The organism is Vibrio cionasavignyae (assembly GCF_050337155.1).
GTDB classification, from domain to species: domain Bacteria; phylum Pseudomonadota; class Gammaproteobacteria; order Enterobacterales; family Vibrionaceae; genus Vibrio; species Vibrio nomapromontoriensis.
Genome location: NZ_JAKJSR010000009.1, coordinates 552582 through 571872, shown reverse-complemented (window position 1 = coordinate 571872; position 19291 = coordinate 552582). Strand labels below are relative to the sequence as shown.

Below are 19291 nucleotides of genomic sequence, written 5' to 3'. Positions count from 1 at the left end.
AGGCAGCATTATCGTAACCAGTAACTTGCCGTTCTCTCAATGGTCGAATGCGTTCGCTGACGATACAACACTAACGGCGGCATTACTGGATAGGCTTCTTCATCACTCACACATCGTACAAATCAGCGGAGAAAGCTATCGATTACGAGGAAAAAAGGCGGCTGGAACCATACCAACTGTACTAGAAAATCTATCTGAAAGTAGAAGTTAATTACGTGGGTGGGTCAGTTTTACTTCGGCGATAACGTCGATAAGTGGGTCAATTTTAAACTGGCGTTGACACTAGCAAAATGATGACGTAAATCATGAAAGCGAAAGTTCTGAATTTTGGCCTCTGCGAGTAGCTTCTCCCATGGCTTTTTTATATCCGTAACAGCGGTATCTTCGTCGTATTTACTTGAAATAAATACGACTCGAGTTTTTGGTGTCTGCGATCGCCACTGCTTAAGCGCATTAAAAGCTGTATCGTTTAAAGGAACATTTCGAGTCTTCTTTGATTTAGCGTTAGACGCTCTAACGACTAAATAACGCTCATCAAAAAACACATCACCCCAAGTGAGAGAAAGTAACTCACCTTTACGCAATCCTGTATTCATTGCGGTGACAATCAATGGCTCGAAGTAGTCAACAAACCTAACACCGTCAAAAGTTGGGTAAAGAGGATAACTGCGCTCTTTTCGAAATTTGTTTGCAGAGGTTCGTTCGTCCCGAATACGCTGATCCCGCTGCTGGATTGCTTCAAGTAGAGCACTTTCTTCAGCTCTAGATAAATAACGAACAACTGTATTGTCAACGTTAGGCACTTTTACTTTTCCGAGATCATGCCCATCGAGTAAGTCCCACTCAACAGCTCGATTGAAAGCAGCCTTGAGCCTACCAATCGAATAACGGATTGTCGCGGGGGCACGCTTTGCTTTTCGTTTCTCAGAGACCCATTTTTGCAAGTCCCAAGCCGTGATATCGGCCAAATTGCGGTCAAGGAGGTCTGCAAAGCTAGATTTAAGCGCTTTAAATGCACGGTCAGCCGTTTTTGGATTCAAACTTTCTAAGTAAGGATAATAGATTCGATCAAGGTACGTTCGCAGTTTGAGGTTGTCTCGCTTACCTTGTCTCTGGTTCTCTTTTTTAATGCTTTGTATATCGTTGCCACCAGCCACTTGACCAGCGGCTTCTTTCGCGAGATCTCTCGCTTGTATGGGGGTCAGTGCATTAGAAGAACCTATTAGGTAGTTTCGCTGCTTCCCTTCTAACCGGTAGTAGAAGTAGTACTTGATTACACCTTTTTTGGAAATGCGTGCATGAAAACCAGCTATTTCGGTATCGTTGATTCGCTCGTCTTCAATCCGCAAATTTTTGATTGAGCTAACGGTGATTTTCTTCCTTATTGCCATCGACCTTCCCTCTGCCCTCATTCCTTGTGTAGCAAATATGTAGCATACTCATTGTAAACCCGTAGCTAAGGAACAACAAGAATGAACAAACCACATCAACCTAAGTCACTGTATTTAAATGATTTATTGTTCAATCTCGTTCATGGAAGTATTTTAAGCGAACAATTATAATTTTGACTCCTAAGGGGCAGGTCACAGGTTCGAATCCTGTCGGGAGCGCCATATAAATCAACGCCTTAGCTTAAAATTGAGCTAGGACATTTACCGCTTAATACTCAGTATCCGCCCCATGCACCCACGGGGCGGATACGTTATAGTCTTGAAAGACACCCAAATTGATAGCAAGTGGATAAACTCAGAACAATGACTTCTGTTCATCGTCTGGCATAAGGGTTTCTTGCACATAGACCCCATTGTCTCTCAATTTTTGCTGTGGAACGCTGTGAGTCTTAAATGTTTCTATCAGAGATTTATCATCCATGTTTAAAAAACTTTCACCAAGATCACCGTGGGATTTGGTTATTTTCACATTAGGATGAGATTCTTTATCTTCTCTTCTGTTTTTGATGTTGGCGACCACTATTTTATGTAGTCTCCAATCCGCATTATTCTCATTTAAAGTAGCATTAAAACTTTTCATAGCATTAGCTATCGCCCCTTCATCGATTACAGAGTACCCCACAAGTATTTGTTTCAATGCTTTAGCAGCTTTATTTCTTAATTCAGTATAGCCATTATATGCAGTAATTAGGGAATCTTCCAAAGCAGTATGATTTAACCGCATTTGCTCTATCTCTCCGTCTTTTTCTGTTAATTCTTCTGCTATCGTTCGATAGCTTAGGAGCTGTTCCTGTTGGTTAGTCAGGGTGGATTTGAACTGTTCTTTTTCTTGCAATAGTAAATCTCTGTGAGCCTCTAATTGATTATTCTTATTTTTAGAATCTTGGAAATCACTCAGCACAGAGTCTTTCTCCTCTCTAAGTTCCCCCAAAGAAGCAGTTGCCTTTTCCAATTCAGAGGTCATGTTCGCTAGACGAGCCTCATATTCAGACCTTTGAGTTTCCCAATCCCCCAAGTCTCTATTAAGCTTTTCTCGCCAATACTCTAAACTTGAACTTGCTTGAGCTTTTGCAACGTCACCTTGGCATGTATACAGAGTCTGCAGGCGACCATAATGCGCTTGAGCTCTTTTCTCATCGATAAACTTATGCTTTCTACAGTCGAGGTGATGCTGCACCCATGGAAGACAAAATGTATAGGCAATAGCTAAAAGGGATGGGTAAGCAAGCTGCATTATGACAGGGGAGAGGTACCAGACGGGATCAGTAGTCCAAAAAGGTGCAGAATCCGATAGTTGAGAAATTTTCCCCGCAGAATCTGAAAAGATGAAGGTCAGAATCGCTTTATGATTCACTACTAGCCAAGCAAGTATGAACGATCCAAGTATTGGAGACTTGAGTCTATTCACTGTAGCCTGTGTTAGCGCACTTAAAAGTTCCTTCATCTAATAAATCCATTAGCTAATCAAAGATGAATATATGCTACTACAGGCTTAAAGGTTAGGGAAAGCGTATGTGAACCTATTAAAAAAATGTGTAATAAAGGCACACACACCAAAAGCGTACTTCAAAAGAGTAAGTTTCATATTTCCGTCAATCACTGCTACGCTGAAATCAGTCAATATAACTTAGCAACAAAAACGAATCGTTGTTTCTGCCGTTGGCTGTCACTTGGGTTGAGGAGGTGTGTTTGCCGAGCATTATTCAAGATTGCAATCGCGAGCTCAAAAAAGTGCTGCACTTCTACCCCGAAGATCAGCGAGCGAGCGTTGATTGTATGCTTGCTCAGCTAGTGTGCTGTGAGATTTTCCTCATTCAATACCCTATCCTCAATCATTTTCGCGGGAAAAGTTCTCCTTGGTATCATGTGCAGAATCTCCGGCACCAATTATTGTCTCGTCAAAAAGAACACGATGTGATTTGCTATGAACTGCCGATTTTTCAAGGCTGGTCTATGGCAAAAATTGATGATGCGCGAGTCTATGAAACGCCAATTCCAACAAACGTTCGTCGAGCCTATTTAGACTACCAATATTTTATTGAAAGCCCGTACTAAAGAATACTAAAGGGACACAGATCGCTTTGGCTTTGAACAAATCGGGTATCAAGCAATACGTCACCGTGCCATCACAAGCCACCTCTCATTCGTTCTCCTCCCGAAACGTAGTGACTTTGTATAAGCCTAAATACTAAATCGCTGACCGTCAGTTTTACGTCGGTGGTATGTTTAGTGTTGGTGATGTCAGAGCATCTGACCCATTTATTTGGGCAAGATATTAGTTCTTACTTCGCCTTTATAGCGACCGGTTTAACATTACAATTTCGTCACTTTCTAATCAGCCCGCATAATCATTATTCTCAATTTACATTCTGTTACTTATTTAGCATTCCAGATATTAAATTAAATCATTATTTAAATTTGTCATTACGATTAGTTTTATTTGTTTATCGAAATTACCATCATAATATTTCGGAAATATTGACACTTCCCATCTAGTTTTTATTAAAAAGCAAACGATTGTTCGATTAATTGTCAAGCACTCTAATGCAACAAAAGTAATCTTTACCCATAACCACAAAAAAACCAACGACATTCATTGAGTGAATGCCTCCAAACAGTACTATCAACAAACACCCCCTACACAGGAGTTTGCTCTGCAAACCCCTATATTAAATAGTTATAATTACTACAAAAGTGAAATAAAAGATGAAAAAAACTATCTTAGCTATTCTTGTGGGAACAACTATCGCCCTTTCCGGTTGCAATAGTTCTAACTCTGAGTCGACTGAAACGCCCCCTTCTACAGACGTGAGTCATTTTGTTGATGTATTAAATCGTGTCGGTAACCCGGAGCTCATGAAAGACCGTGATGCCCAAAGTAATTTACAATATAACGCTTTTACTGATTTTGGGGCATGGCATGGTCATTTATTACCAAGCACTGATAATGCAGTAGGTTCAGCTGGTGGTATTATGATCGTGGATCAGGAGTACTCTAGTTATATTACCAATGAGAACTTTGATAAGCTGACTCTAATAGATATTAATACGGCTCAAGAAATTAATTTAACCTCCGCTGAAGTAAACTCATATTCTACGCCAGATGCGTTACATCAAGTTATCGAAAATAGTGATTACAAAATTACGATGACGACACGATTCGGTAGCGATCGCACGTCACTGATCGAGACCACTATCACCAACAAGACCAATCAACCACAAAACCTAAAGCTTGTTTGGACTGGTGAGTTTTTACGTGATTTTGATACGCTCGGTGATGATTTAGCTGCAACGACCGTCTACAAAAACCTCTCGAGCCAAAACGGTGGCGTCGCACTAACCTTTAACAAAGCAGCATCTTGGTCTGGGCTAAAGAGTGAAGAAGACGCACAGTTCAGCATTGCTCGTTCTGTTGATAATGCCGTCACAACCATTACCGACTTCACTTATCGCTCGGAAGGGCAAATTGCCATCAATGCTAATGCAAACGCTTCGTTCTACAACGCCTATTCTTATGTCCACAATCCAACAGAAGCAGCGGATGAAACGCCGGTCGTAACCAACCTGCTCAATCAAGGCGCAACGGCGATGAACGATGCCAAAGCACGTTGGAACGAATACCTTAAACACGGGCTGGCAAACCGCTCAGCAAGCAAAGTAGAAAGTAACGTTGCGGTTAAAGCGATGATGACATTAAACGGCAACTGGCGTTCACCCGCCGGTGTCGTGCAACATAGCACCGTGACTCCATCCGTCACAGCGGTTTGGTTCTCCGGCAACAACACCTGGCCATGGGATACATGGAAACACGCTTACGCCATGGCGCATTTCAATCCTGATGTCGCTATGGATAACATTCGAACGGTATTTCAATTCCAAGTTCAAGGTGATGATCCTGTAAGACCACAGGATAAAGGCTACTTGCTTGATGTTATTAACTACTCGTTACCTCAAGACCGTATAGATTCGGGCTATTACGATGCTATTTATGATATTCCGTCAGCCGCGCAAAATGATGCGTCGATGAACTGGAACGAACGTAATACTAAACCATCGCTTGCCGCTTGGGCGGTCATGGAAGTTTATCATTCCCTTGTTAATGAGTTTGATCGCGCTGATGATGCTCAAGCATGGATTGATGAGATGTATCCTAAGTTAGTGGCCTATCATGACTGGTGGCTATCAAATCGTGACCATAATGCCAATGGTGTCCCGGAGTATGGTGCGGCTGTCGATCCATCGCACAATACTGACGATGGTCATATGTATATTCGCGTATGGACTGAGTTAACGGATGAGTTAACGGCTCTAGTCGGCGCAGAAAATCTAGAGCAAATAGACTCGGACGGCGCATCCATTCGCTATAAAGTCATTGGCGTCGATTCCTACAATAAAGTACTCGATAATTATGAAGAGCTTGCTATAACGGGTTATAGCAACGGTTCTCAAACGGCAACGTCTTGGGAATCGGGTATGGATGATGCCGCACGTTTTGGCTTTATCTATGACTTGGCAAGAACCAACTCTCGCCCCGAAGTGACAACCGTAGACGAAGCCACTGTGTATGATCAACTAGGTCGCTATGCAGCGGATAAGTATGAGTTTAATAATGCCATTCAAGGCTCGGCGAAAAACTGGATCTATAGCGACCCTTCCGAAAGCAATATGGCAAAATTACGTGATGCACGTAGAGATTGGCAGGTGCGTTTTGGTGAGAACCACAATAGCAATTCCGCTCTAGTTGGCTTCTCAATGCTGCAAGAATCCGTTGACCAAGCTTCTTATATGTACAGCGATAATAAGTACTTATCTGAAATGGCTAATCTAGTGACAGAAGGAGTAGAAGGTAAAGCTCGAGGTCAGGAGTTTGTGGAGCACGCGAACTTTATTAAAGACTACATCAACACGTGTATGTTCGATGCAAGTACATCGTTCTACTATGACATTAGATTGGTAGATAAAGACGGCAACCGCTATCTAGACAGTACTGGCAATCCGATTGATGGGGTAAGTCTTGAGCGCGTAGACACACCTTATCAAGGTAAGAACGTTTACTGTGCTGGTGTAGTTCTTAAAGAGCGCGGACAAGCGCCAGACGGCTGGTCACCATTATTTAATGGTGCCGCAAGTCAAGAGAATGCCAATAAAGTCATGGACGTTATGCTCGACGCTGACAAATTTGACAACTCAACGGCCTTCCAAGGTCAAGGGGTGTCATTTGGTACGGCGAGCCGTGATAACCCAGCCTATGGCAAAGACATATACTGGCGTGGTCGTGTCTGGCTAGACCAATTCTACTTTGGCTTGCAAGCTCTAGAGAAATACGGACGCCACGACGATGCAGTGCGTATTGCCGAAGACTTATTTAAAAATGGCGAAGGCTTTGGCAGCGATGGCGCTATTCGCGAGAACTACAACCCAGAAACCGGAGAAGTACAAGGCGCAGCTAACTTTAGTTGGTCAGCCGCACACACCTACATGATGTATCGAAACTTCTATGGTAAATAGTCCTGTACCAAGTAAAGAGCAATATGGCACATAGAGTGCAGCAACTATCTATAACGACATAACTTGCTCTATCGATAATAAAACGCCTGATGATTACATCAGGCGTTTTATTGATGATGAATATAGCTAAAATAGTAACAGCTCAAACAAGATTTTTAACAATGACGTCGACTAAGCCATGTTAAATTAAGGCTATTGAGTACAAGTGTTTAGTATATGCTTGGCTTGTTCAAACTCAGGATAGTCCGTGTAGCCATCTTCCCCGCCACCAAATATCCGTGCGGCATTTAACTCATTCATTGGTTGATTATTTCTCAGTCGACTTGGCAGATCAGGAGTGGCAATAAACGGCTTACCAAAGCCAAAGATATCACCATAACCCTTTTCTAACATTCTCAATGCTTTATCACCTGTGTATTTTCCCGCATACATGATGACACCCTTAAACGTTTCGCGTAATGCTTGGCAAAAAGGCTCTGGCATTTCAGGTGCGCTATTCCAATCAGCTTCTGCGATTGATAGATATGCAATACCAATATCATTCAGCATTTTGGCAGCACTAATGTACGTTGTAAAAGGGTCACTTTCCAATAAACCAAGATACAAACGCTCCTCTTCCGTCGATTCAAATAAAGGAGAAAATCTGACGCCCACTTTCTCTGCCCCAATTTCCTCAGCAACTTCCGTTGTGATCTCTTTTAGAAACCTCAATCGATTTTCTAAACAGCCACCATATTCGTCTTCACGTAGGTTGGTCACCTCCGAGATAAATTGATTAACGAGATAGCCATTTGCGCCGTGAATCTCAACACCATCAAAACCAGCATCCATTGCATTGCGTGCCGCCTGTCGATAAAAGGCCACAATTTCTTTGATTTCGTTTATTTCTAGAGCTCTAGGTTGACTTGGTTCAACCTGAGCTCCACCTTCGGCGGTTTCAATAAAGACCTTTACTGAATCGGCTTTTACTGCCGAAGGGGCAACGGGTGGCTCACCATTAGGTTGAAAGCTTACATGAGAGACTCGACCAACATGCCAAAGTTGAAGAAAGATCTTTCCCCCTTGGTCGTGCGTTGCTTTTGTAATCAATTTCCATGCTTCAAGTTGATCTTGGTTATGAATACCCGGTGTCCATGCATAGCCTTGCCCTCGCTGCTCAACTTGAGCAGCTTCCGTTATAACAAGTCCTGCACTAGCCCGCTGAGCATAATATTTCGCCATCATTTCATTGGGTAAATTTCCAGGTTGGCTTGCTCGAGAGCGAGTCATTGGCGGCAAAACCACACGGTTAGCAAGGATAATATCACCTAATCTAACAGGCTCGAATAATGAGTCATACATAATGCATACCTACTTCAGTTTTGGTTAGTTTGCTGATTAAGACAAAAATACGAACAGTAGTGGCATTGTCACGCCACTACTGTTTAAACAAGAATCGTTATAGTTGAATAGTCTCTTGCGCGCGCTCAGTCCCTACTTGTTCTACCCAACGTGCGTTAATTTCTTCAATACTAGTTCCATGGCGAGTCAAAAAGTCTTTAAATCCGCCCCAATGAGTATCCATAACCTCATGATTAGTTCGGCCTTCCTTCATCGCTTTAAGGCCCCACTCATCAGGAATGAATACCTCCTCAAATCCAGCTCTTGGGCGGCTGTTTTTTATGTTTCGTACTAAGCGGTCACTCTTACGCTTCACTTCATCAATCGACCCGAAGTGACTAGGATCGATCACTAGAATGTATGACCCACCAACTGGGCAGGGCGCGCCGGGTTTCAAGCAATCCGAAGGAAGTGATGGTAAGTCACTGCAAATAACACCTTTCGGATTAATCACCGCTGTCATCACTTCATTCCAAAGATTAAGCGCATATAGCCTAGGGTTTGAAAAAGTCCATGGTGCATGACAATCTGCGATTCTGCCGTAGCCTGGGATAAGCTCTCCCCACTTCCTTGCATCGGCTGTAAGTTCTCCGGTGTCAGGGTCGACCAAAAGTGGCCCTTGGAGGTCTCTATCGTTGAAGATCGCATCCGAAATGTCTGCATCATAACCCTCACATAGCTTAACTGAGGTGACGATAGGTAATTCTTCACCACCGACACAAGCAGCATCAAATGGCGGTACCGATATACCAAAATCCATTCCTCCATAAGGTGCTGACAATGGAACTGAATTATTGGATGTCATGGCGAACATCCCTCTTTCCATAGCCATTTGAGAGTAACAAGAAAATGAACCAGCATCACAATGGTTGTAACCAAAGACGATAGCCATACCCTGCTCTTTCGCTTTCTCGATCGCGGTATTGGCCATCATAGTTAATACATAGTGACCGGATGACTTTTTGCCATCGTACAGCGCCCAATTGTGCCCTTCGGACTCAACTTCAGGTTCTGATTTCGGATCAAGTACGCCAGCTTCCAAAGGGATCGTTATCGCTTCAATCACACCAAGCCCTTGGTAAATCTTACCTTGCATCCCCGCCTTAAGGAGATTTCTAGCAACTGCGTCTGCATGAGCCTGAGAGGCCCCTATGTGTTTCCATCCCTCAGAAACCACAAATGCAAAATAATCGTTATCGAAATATGTTGTTGGACTGATACTTTTAGTCATTGCTACGACCCCTTCTAAGATTATTTGTTTACCCGTTTCTATCGTTTATATTATTAAACTCCCTTCAAACCGCATTGTCATTTAAGCTCAAAGTGCTATCATTTAAGCTCAATTGATTGTTTATGATAGCTATGAATTTTATCCCGCCTCGCACATACCATGATTTAGCAATCTCCTCTCCATATCATAAGCACGCGTTTGAGCGCCTGTATCAGGTTGCCGATGAACAAGGTATATACAGCGAAATCCGTGACAAATACGTCATTAACTCTGCGCAATCTCCCGTACAGACCTTTGAAAAATATCTGGTGGCGGCAGATGAATTAAGAGAGCAAGGATGTGGTGAGATTGGATGCTTACTGGGGGAGAAGTTAGACGCTAGCTGTTACGGATTATTCCTCGTTGCTCTTTATAGTAGTCGTAGCCTCTCTCAAAGTTTGGACTTAGTCTGTAAGTTTAGCCCTAAGTTAGACTTCGGCCTAAAATACGATCTAACACTGACAAGCGAAGAAGGTGTACTGCGGTTTTTGCCCAGTTTAAATGGCAGTCGTTTTCCTTGGCTTGTAGAAGAATGGGTATTTGGAAGCTTAGGGCTTATTAATACTATTGCGAAAGAACCTATTTTTCCCACCAAGATAACGTTAATGATACCCGAGCCTCGTCATCTTTGGTTTTACCAAGAAAGGCTCATATGCCCCATTGAGTTCGCTAGCAATGAAAATGCTATCTATCTAACAAAAGAGGATTTGGGTCGCCAGATAAGTAGTTCCGACAACTATATCAATAAGTTGCTATCCCAACTTATTCTAGCCTCTGCCGACCCTGCCCCCGACAATCTACTCATTAAACTATATCAATATCTATTGATAAACATTGGACGCGGCCTGCCCACGCAAGTAGAAGTTGCTCTATATCTAGGCATGAGCACTGCTTCACTAAAGAGAAGACTAGCTCAACAGCAAAAGACTTATAGACAGATAGTGTTAGAGGTGCGAATGACTCTGGCTTATGAGTATTTACTTATGTCTAAAATGTCGGTTCATGAAGCCGCATACCTTCTGCACTACGAAAATCCCGCTAATTTCACCCGGGCATTCAAAACATGGTTTGGGAAAACACCTTCGCAATTTAGGACAATGAATTGAGCCCTGGTCAGTTAAGCAATTTCAAGAAGCTGACTAGACGCCAAATATACGATCTCTAAAACTCCGCGGCCCATGCATCAAAGTCATTGATATTATCTATTTGTTGCTACGTTTTGGGGCAGGATTATAAGGCAGTGCAAGTTAATTTTTAGAGGAGAGTAACGGCTAATCTAGCGTGATCTTCAAGCGTTTTCATCTGTACTCGTTTCGTAGATAAACATAGTACTCGCCAATGTGTGAGTTGGCATAACGCGCTATTGTCGCGAGCTCACCATGATAAAGCATCACTCAACCCGTCATTATCCTATCTGTATCATGGCTTATTTTATCAATGATGAAGCGCTTGAACACGAATGCGATTAGGTTGTTAGTACTAAGCTATTGTTTAAAGGCTTAAAGGCTTAAAGGCTTAATCATCACGTAATGTTCATTGACAATTTATAATGCAATGTAACCTCAGTCATGTATATAATTATATAGCGATATAAAATTACGTTGTACTAGGTAAGATAGAATGTTAATAAAAAAAATGGATGCACCAAAAGATATGCAGATTGGTGCGTCATTTGAAACAAAAAGGCATGGTTCCGTGATGATTGTTGAGTATTACAACACTCATACCGTTATAGTTGCCTTTAAAAACACAGGAAATATTCGTTCTACCACCGCAGCAAAGCTTCGTAGTGGTCAAATAACGGACCGTTCCGTTCCACCACAATCCTCAATGGTTGGCCGAAAATATGAATCGCTCAAGCACGGTTTATTAACCATTAAACAAGTTGAATCCGAAAACATCGTAGTTTTAGAGAACAGCAACGGCGAAGAAGTAAGGATGTTACTTCCTGCAGTACAAAAGATGAAAGAACATATAGAAGAGAGTGATGAGCATGATGAGGAATTAGAATTTCCGACATCGCTTAGTGCTTTAACAAAAAGAAATAAGAAAACTAAAGATGTTAACTCACTATTGAAAAAGATGATTACCGACTATGGTAAATAATACTAAACTTAGGACATAAGCAACCACACACAACCCTTTTTCTCACCCTATATCTCACCCGGCAATCATTATCCAAATCTATGCAAACCTCCACTTACTGTGATCAGCATCACAAGATCATTTTGACTTTGTGAGCCAAGTCGATATCAATTAACCTTGTTTTCGGTAATATCCTCTCCATCAACGACGTGAAACACTTATTCTTAGATCAACAAACCCTACAGAGATATATTATGAAAAAGATTATGGTTGTATGCGGAAATGGCCTCGGCACTTCATTAATGATGGAAATGGCGGTTAAAGAAGTGGTAAAGAAAATTGGGTTTGAAGCTGAAGTCGATCATGAAGATCTATCATCAGCAACATCAAGTAAAGCCGATATTTGGGTCGCAGCAACGGATGTTGCCAATCAGCTAAAAGATGCAGGAAAAACAAACGTAATCAGCTTAGCTAATATATTTGACAAAGTGTCAATTGAAGAACAATTAAAAGCTATCATCTAGGGTAATATATCATGGCTAATTTCTTTGAATTCATGCTAGGCTTGTTAAAAGAGCCAGCAATAATGGTTGGATTAATTGCTTTCATTGGCTTAGTTGCTCAGAAAGCAGATGTATCAACCATTTTAAAAGGCACAATTAAAACCGTAATGGGTTTCCTAATTTTAGGATTTGGTGCTGGCGCTCTTGTTGGCGCTCTAAACAACTTTTCCGTAGTATTTACTGAAGCATTTGGTGTAAGTGGTGTTATTCCAAATAACGAAGCGATTGTTGCCTTAGCACAAGAAGCATTTGGCTATGAAATGGCTTTAATCATGTTCTTTGCCTTCGTGGTTAATATTCTATTAGCTCGATTCACACCGCTTAAGTATATATTCTTAACGGGCCACCATACGATGTTTATGTCGATGTTGGTTGCTGTAATTCTTTCTACAGCGGGCATTACTGGTACTCTATTAGTCGCTATCGGTGCGGCGATCGTCGGCTCGCTCATGGTCATCATGCCAGCGCTGGCTCAGAAGTACACAGAGAAAGTAATGGGTACTGATCAACTGGCAATGGGTCACTTCTCAACCCTGTCTTACTTGGTTTCTGGTTATATCGGCAGCAAGTTTGGTGACACATCTACCACTACTGAAGATATGAACGTACCAAAGAGCTTAATGTTCTTACGTGATACGCCAGTAGCCGTAGCAGTAACCATGGCAATCTTCTTCCTATTTGCCTCCATTTTTGCTGGTGGTGAGTTTGTTGAAACTGTCTCTGACGGCCAAAACTGGGTTGTCTTCACTCTCCTTCAATCACTAATCTTTGCTGGTGGTGTCTACATCGTACTGCAAGGTGTAAAAATGCTGATTGCAGAAATTGTCCCAGCGTTTAAAGGCATATCTGACAAACTTGTTCCGGGAGCAAAACCAGCGCTAGATTGCCCAATGGTATTCCCTGTTGCACCAAACGCAGTCCTTATTGGCTTCTTGTCTTCATTCTCGGCAGGTCTTGTTGCGATGGGCATTCAAGGCATGTTTGATTGGACGATTATTGTTGCTGGTGTGGTTCCCCACTTCTTCGTTGGTGGTGCATCTGGTGTATACGGTAATGCGACGGGTGGTCTACGTGGTGCGATTTTAGGCTCATTCACTCAAGGCCTATGTATCTCGTTCTTACCAATGCTTCTACTTCCTGTACTAGGTAATATTGGCCTTGAAGCGACAACATTTGCAGACTTTGACTTTGGTGTTGTTGGTCTTATTCTAGGGTGGATTGTGTCATGAGCATTATGACGTTGATTGGCGATAACATTGTTATCTCGACTGAAGAGAACTTAACTGTTGATGCGGCTCTAGAGATCACTTGTTCAAAACTTCTTGAACATGGAAAAGTGCAAGCAACATACTTGGAAGCGATTAAGCAAAAACATCAAGAGATTGGCGCGTACTATGTGCTGGCACCAAAAATTGCCATGCCACATGCTCGCCCAGAAGATGGGGTCAATGAAGCAGCCCTTCAAATCACGGTGTTTAAAAACGGCGTTGACCTTGAGTCAGAAGACAACGGTGATGTGTACTTCTCTGTGACATTAGCGGCCATGGATTCAGACAGCCACATCCAAACGATAATGGCACTATCAGAGCTGTTCCAAAATGACGACGATGTCGATGCCATCATCGCTTCGCAGACGAAAGAAGAGATAATTAGAATTTTAGAAAGATACTGATCATTCGCTTCTTTACCCCAAACCGATCCAACGCCCTTTGTTCATAAAGGGCGTTTATTTTTTCCCCATCATGTTCAAGACTTCGCGACCAGTGACGCACTCATTCAATAGGCAAGAAAGGTGATTTAGAATTCAGCGTCAACCTGAAATGTCATGCGCTCGTGCGTAATGGGATGATCAAGAACCAATAGTTCAGCATGTAAATGCAAACGGTTTGCCGTCGTGCCATAAAGATCATCGCCCACGATGGGCATTTGTAGCCCCAATGCGTGGGCACAATGTACCCTCAGTTGATGTGTACGCCCAGTTTTGGGCGAAAGGTAAAGCTTAGTTCGATTACCTTTACGCTCTATCACCTGCCACGTTGTTTCGGCAGGCTTGCCGTGCTCAAAGCAAATCAGCTGTCGTGGCCTATCATCAAGGTCACCACGCATTGGTAATGAAATACAACCTTCGTTTCGTTCAAGTAACCCCTCAATCAAAGCGACATAACGCTTTTCCACGGTACGCTGAATAAATTGTTTTTGTAGACTCTTGTTTGCCCGTTTACTAATAGCAATAACCATCAACCCCGATGTCGACATATCTAAACGATGCACGATCAATGGCCCAGTTGCCTCAGGAAAAGCCTTTTTCATTCGAAGGTAAACTGAATCTTCGATAGTTTTTCCTGGAACGGACAAAAAATCAGCGGGTTTATGCACGACAGCCATATCATCGTCTTGATAGAGGATATCCACTTCCTTACCTTCGGCTGGATTTCTTAGTAGTGGATTTTCGTCCACCTCAAGCCCTTCAAGCATATGAGTTAAAATTGGGTGGCACTTTCCCTGGCACGCTGGATAATAATTCTTATGTTGTCTAATCGACGACTTCGGTGGTACGCCCCACCAGAATTCAGCTAAAGCTAACGGCTTCATTCCCCATTTATACGCATACTGCAACAGCTTAGGGGCTGCGCACTCTCCAGCCGCCGCTGGCGGTACACCTTGAGTAGTCTTAGCAAAAAGTTCACCAAGGTTTTTCTCTTGGCCAAGTGCATTCAAAAATGTGTATTGCTCAAACAACTTTTTTTGTAGCTGTGACGAACGCTGCTTACGTTTGTTTCTTAACGGTATGATTTCAGCCATCATAGAGTCTAGTTCGCATTGAACTTCCGCAATACGGGCATCCCAATGTAGCTTTAAATCGCGAAGTTGCAGCTTTTCAATGACACTGGCTTGGCTTAGTTGCTGCTTAAGTAGGTGACGTTCATCTTCAGGTAATTCACTAGAAGCTGCACGTTTAGCCTTTCTGATCTTACGAGCTTCAACCATGTTGCTTCGATGCACTTTCAGTGCCTCATCCGCATATTGTTTTTCTTGTGCTAACAAAACTTGCAGACGCGTCAATCTTGGCGTTGATTCCAGCTCACCAATCTGAATAGACATCTGGTTAATTTCAGCTTGCCCTGACAAAAAGAAGCTGTCTTGAGCTAACATATCAAAAACAGGTGGCACAAAGTGTGGTATCAAATTTTGGTCGGCGATTTTTCCGGAAAACGCAGACAAATAACCGACTTCGCCTACACTGTTTTCAACCAATAACACCCCAAACATTTTGCCGATCGCATTTTCTAGCTCATCCTGCAAACCAAAATTATGTTGCCACTCGGTTTGCGTATTCAGATGCTGTTGAAGTTCTTCCGCCGCCAATAGACAAAGTGGATGAGGGGTATAATAGAACGGATAAGTAAACCGCTCAGGCAATGTGTACTCATCAATAGAGCTATTAAATGGAGTAAAACAATGTTCTGGTGTGTGCATATGTCAATCTATATAAAACGTTGAACCCTAAGAGCACAACGCTTCATAGGCATGAAAGGCTGGCAATTCTAACTGTTAACGGCCGTAAGATCACTACTCAAAAAGACGAAGTTAATAAGTCGCTGATTTGTCATTTCCACAAAGCGTAAGTGACCCGCTACATTGCAACACGTTTAACGACCCGAGATTACAGATAGAAAAGTAATCACGTACTCCTTCAAGCAGTGTGATGACCCAAAATGACCTAGACCAACCATTTAACGAAGTAGGCATAATTCTCATGCCTTATCTATCCCTATTATCACCACTTATTCTGGGTAATAAAACGCCAATAGATTTTTGAAATTTTACATGGCGATACGTGTATCAATAGGTTGATTTAGTGTACCCGGTGTCGACACATCTAAACCAACCTATACCCCATTCTGGATGGTGATAATTAAATAGTCTGTACTGGAATGTTTTCCATTTGAACCGGTGTGTGGTCTTCGGTGTAATAGGTATAGGTCGCGACAATACCATCGTACTTGCTATTCACGAGTAATCGAAGTTCAACATTTGGTAATAATACGGGGCCTGGGCCAAAGCGTGGATCCCAAGAACCCGGCATAACAGGATACCCTGTTGCTACAATGAGGTTATTGCATTCAGATTCACCCATCACACACAACGGTGTTGCATCACCGTTTAACTTGGTAAAGTGCGGCTTATCAAGGTGAACAGATGGATGACTCACCTCACCAAAACCGCTTACCGTTCCGGTTTTAGGATGAATAGAGAGAGTCAGATTAAACTCAACACCACCCAAAACCCCCGGTGTGGCAATACGGTACTCACGATGCTCAACTTTGTGACTTGTTGATGATTGACCTAGCTCATTAACTTCGCTTGTTTCTGACATGTTATGTTCCTTTTATTTTCTACGACTTCCTAAGTAAGCACGTAAATTTTAATTCAACGAACGATAGAAACCATTACACGACATTACACGTTTACGGGGTAGTTAATTGAGGTATCTATCATTAGATTACTCGCTTGGTCATTTGTAAGTGAATATTTCATTGACGGTAAGTTAGTTTGACAATCAATTAAATATTCCCTACGATGCACTCGATTTTACAGAACAGTAATTTCACTCTAATTTTTAAATACAGGAATAATAGGAACCTATGGACTCTTCGAGTAGTCGAATAATAAAGTTTGGTGTTTTCGGTGGAACGAATATGCCCATAGTTTCTTGTCTGACAATAGTCTAATGACTATGCCAAGGGAAACCCTTGGCATAGGTGAACGCTCACTCCCCTCCCTGTTAACTCCAAACATTTTAAAGTCATATCAATCACATACACGTTGATTTAAATAGTCAACATGATAACTATTGGTTGTGGCTATTATCAAAAAGATTATTAATTTATCATTATAATGAAGCATCCGATCATATTATGAATGTGATCGCGACTATTGAATTCGCCACAACCCTGCTGTGGATCTAATTATAATAACACTTCATCTTAATATTAAATTCCACTTATTTGGTATAGTCAAACTCATCAATTATTGTCAATGTCGACGCTTGGCTTACACTTATTTATTTGGCTGATATTTATATCATTTTGGTATGATATCACCTGTTTGGTTTCTTTGTTCTTATCCTATTTTAGGAGATACAAAGATGATAAAAACATTGCTTTCGATAGCAGGAATTAAGCAAGCTAAATCAGCGCGACTTGTTCCTGTGGAGCACTTCGTTAACACTGGTATTTTATGTGTTGGCGAAGACCTCTCACTCCAAGATGTGCGAGTAATAGCACGCTCAGCCTCAGACTTTCATGCCGTCGCGGCCATCTCTAAAAGCGGCTACTACCTTGGTCTATTGCCGCTAATTCATTTGCTCACCGCTAACCCAAAGCAATTGGTTTCCGAGTTTATTTTTGCACGCAATCATTACATATTTTCGTCTGAAAATACTGACCAAGCATCATGGCAATTAACCCATAGCCGATGGAATATCCTACCTGTACTGAATAGTGAACATCGAGTCATTGGCGTATTCGAACACAATAATGCTCGTGCATTAAACAATCACAACCAACACCTAAACACGCCAATCAAGCACTCACTACGTCTATCAACTTGCGCCTAAGCCCAATAGTTTCAAGGAAAATTCTATGACTTTTTACAACATATCCCAAGAGCTAATGTCGCTTCACATTAGTCAAAATCAATCAGCAGTGCAGCGTTTCCTTGCGTCACACCCATTAGCAGATTGCGCAGAGGCTTTTGTAGCACTTATCGATGACCAACAACTGAATGTACTGGAAGTACGAGATTTATTTCGCTTAATGACCCCTGAATCCCAAATTACATTATTGGAATACCTGCCACTTACTTTACAGACCAACCTTGCGGAATACCTAGACATCACTGAGCTCGTTCAATTAACACAAAACATGGCTCACGATGAACGAGCAGACCTCATCGCAACCTTGTCTATTCCATTACAACAACAAGTTCTCAGTACTATCGAGCACGAGCATCGCGTCGATATCGAGCAACTGACCTCTTACCCGCAAAGCAGTGTTGGCGCCATCATGACATCAGACTTTGCCACCTTAGCGATGAATAGTACCGTTGAAGATGCCATCAAGCAGCTTAAGCATATCGCACGTGACAGCGAAACCATTTATCAAGCGTACGTGGTTGATGCTCAAGAATGCCTACAAGGCACTGTTTCATTACGAGATTTGATTCTCGCCAAACCACTGCAAACCATTTCTGAGATCATGACCCGGGTATGTATTTTTGTGCGTGTCGAAGAAGCTCAACATATCGCATCTCAAGCGATACGAAAATACGACCTACTGGCACTTCCGGTACTAGACATTAACAACCGCTTAATTGGCATTGTCACTTATGACGACGCCATGGACGTTGCCGAAGAACATGTTGACCGTCATATCCACAAAACAGCCGCCGTCAATTACTCAGGAAACTTAAAGGACGCTTCCATTACCCTGATGTACCGAAAAAGAGTGTTTTGGTTGGTACTCTTAGTTTTTGGCAATATTTTTTCAGGAGCAGGTATCGCTCACTTTGAGGACATGATCGAAAGCTATATTGCCTTGGTTTTCTTTTTACCATTACTCATTGATAGCGGCGGTAACGCTGGCTCTCAGTCAGCGACATTAATGGTGCGCGCACTCGCCACTGGTGACATTATCGCTAAAGACTGGGCAAAAATGCTAGGCAAAGAACTGATGATTGCCGCCTTACTAGGGATCACGATGGCCTTAGCGGTTTCTTTTTTAGGGTTTTGGCGCGGTGGGTATGATATCGCGCTCGTCGTTGCGGTAACGATGCAAATCGTCGTACTTGTCGGCTCCGTCGTCGGGATGTCATTACCATTTTTGCTCAACAAAATGAAACTCGATCCCGCTTCCGCCAGTGCGCCTTTGGTCACATCCATTGCTGATGCGTTAGGGGTTCTTATTTACTTTTCCGTCGCATCGTTAATTCTTGATATGCCCGTCAGTATTTAGCCATAATGAAGAGAATAT

At 42.4% G+C, this 19291-nt stretch carries 16 protein-coding genes; 10 read left to right on the top strand and 6 right to left on the bottom strand.

Going from position 1 to position 19291, the window contains the following annotated elements; translation table 11 throughout:
• On the top strand, positions 1-211 hold a 211-nt coding region (locus L4D74_RS03175), incomplete at its 5' end, for an ATP-binding protein (RefSeq protein WP_428750662.1).
• A gap of 19 nt (positions 212-230) precedes the next feature.
• Here L4D74_RS03175 and L4D74_RS03170 read toward each other — a convergent pair.
• The gene (locus L4D74_RS03170) at positions 231-1391 is read right to left on the bottom strand and encodes a site-specific integrase (protein ID WP_428750660.1); all 1161 of its coding nucleotides are present in this window, start codon (positions 1389-1391) and stop codon (positions 231-233) included.
• Positions 1392-1746: 355 nt separating this feature from the next.
• Entirely contained in the window at positions 1747-2895 is a 1149-nt protein-coding gene (locus L4D74_RS03165) for a hypothetical protein (protein WP_428750658.1), read from the bottom strand.
• 245 nt (positions 2896-3140) lie between these two features.
• Between L4D74_RS03165 and L4D74_RS03160 the strand changes: the two genes are divergently transcribed.
• Positions 3141-3506 carry a hypothetical protein gene (locus L4D74_RS03160; protein ID WP_428750657.1) on the top strand — a complete coding sequence of 122 codons (366 nt, stop codon included), beginning with the start codon at positions 3141-3143 and terminating at the stop codon, positions 3504-3506.
• Positions 3507-4157: 651 nt separating this feature from the next.
• Positions 4158-6959, top strand: a complete 2802-nt coding sequence (gene ygjK / locus L4D74_RS03155; protein WP_428750656.1) for an alpha-glucosidase — start codon at positions 4158-4160, stop codon at positions 6957-6959.
• A 192-nt stretch (positions 6960-7151) separates the two neighbouring features.
• Here ygjK and L4D74_RS03150 read toward each other — a convergent pair whose 3' ends face one another.
• Entirely contained in the window at positions 7152-8300 is a 1149-nt protein-coding gene (locus L4D74_RS03150) for an alkene reductase (RefSeq protein WP_428750655.1), read from the bottom strand.
• A gap of 97 nt (positions 8301-8397) precedes the next feature.
• On the bottom strand, positions 8398-9570 hold the full coding sequence (locus L4D74_RS03145; RefSeq protein ID WP_428750654.1) for an Ldh family oxidoreductase: 1173 nt from the start codon (positions 9568-9570) through the stop codon (positions 8398-8400).
• A 131-nt stretch (positions 9571-9701) separates the two neighbouring features.
• On the opposite strand from L4D74_RS03145, the gene L4D74_RS03140 reads away from it, so the two are divergent.
• The 5 genes from L4D74_RS03140 (at position 9702) to L4D74_RS03120 (ending at position 13929) form a co-directional block, all read left to right on the top strand.
• Positions 9702-10715: a helix-turn-helix domain-containing protein gene (locus tag L4D74_RS03140; RefSeq protein WP_428750653.1), complete on the top strand. Its 1014-nt coding sequence runs from the start codon at positions 9702-9704 to the stop codon at positions 10713-10715.
• 529 nt (positions 10716-11244) lie between these two features.
• Complete coding sequence (locus L4D74_RS03135; protein WP_428750682.1) at positions 11245-11715, top strand: hypothetical protein; 471 nt, start codon at positions 11245-11247, stop codon at positions 11713-11715.
• 233 nt (positions 11716-11948) lie between these two features.
• Entirely contained in the window at positions 11949-12218 is a 270-nt protein-coding gene (locus L4D74_RS03130) for a PTS sugar transporter subunit IIB (RefSeq protein WP_428750652.1), read from the top strand.
• An 11-nt stretch (positions 12219-12229) separates the two neighbouring features.
• Positions 12230-13486 carry a PTS ascorbate transporter subunit IIC gene (ulaA, locus tag L4D74_RS03125; protein WP_428750651.1) on the top strand — a complete coding sequence of 419 codons (1257 nt, stop codon included), beginning with the start codon at positions 12230-12232 and terminating at the stop codon, positions 13484-13486.
• A complete protein-coding gene (locus L4D74_RS03120) occupies positions 13483-13929 on the top strand; it encodes a PTS sugar transporter subunit IIA (protein WP_428750650.1) in 447 nt (148 codons plus the stop codon). Before ulaA ends, L4D74_RS03120 begins: the two co-directional genes overlap by 4 nt.
• A 125-nt stretch (positions 13930-14054) precedes the next feature.
• On the opposite strand, the gene L4D74_RS03115 is transcribed toward L4D74_RS03120, so the two are convergent.
• On the bottom strand, positions 14055-15734 hold the full coding sequence (locus L4D74_RS03115) for an RluA family pseudouridine synthase (RefSeq protein ID WP_428750649.1): 1680 nt from the start codon (positions 15732-15734) through the stop codon (positions 14055-14057).
• Positions 15735-16173: 439 nt separating this feature from the next.
• Positions 16174-16635: a hypothetical protein gene (locus tag L4D74_RS03110; protein ID WP_428750648.1), complete on the bottom strand. Its 462-nt coding sequence runs from the start codon at positions 16633-16635 to the stop codon at positions 16174-16176.
• 771 nt (positions 16636-17406) lie between these two features.
• Here L4D74_RS03110 and L4D74_RS03105 point away from each other — a divergent pair.
• A complete protein-coding gene (locus L4D74_RS03105) occupies positions 17407-17877 on the top strand; it encodes a hypothetical protein (protein WP_265677810.1) in 471 nt (156 codons plus the stop codon).
• A 25-nt stretch (positions 17878-17902) separates the two neighbouring features.
• A complete protein-coding gene (gene mgtE / locus L4D74_RS03100; protein WP_428750647.1) occupies positions 17903-19273 on the top strand; it encodes a magnesium transporter in 1371 nt (456 codons plus the stop codon).
• The last annotated feature ends 18 nt before the right edge of the window (positions 19274-19291 follow it).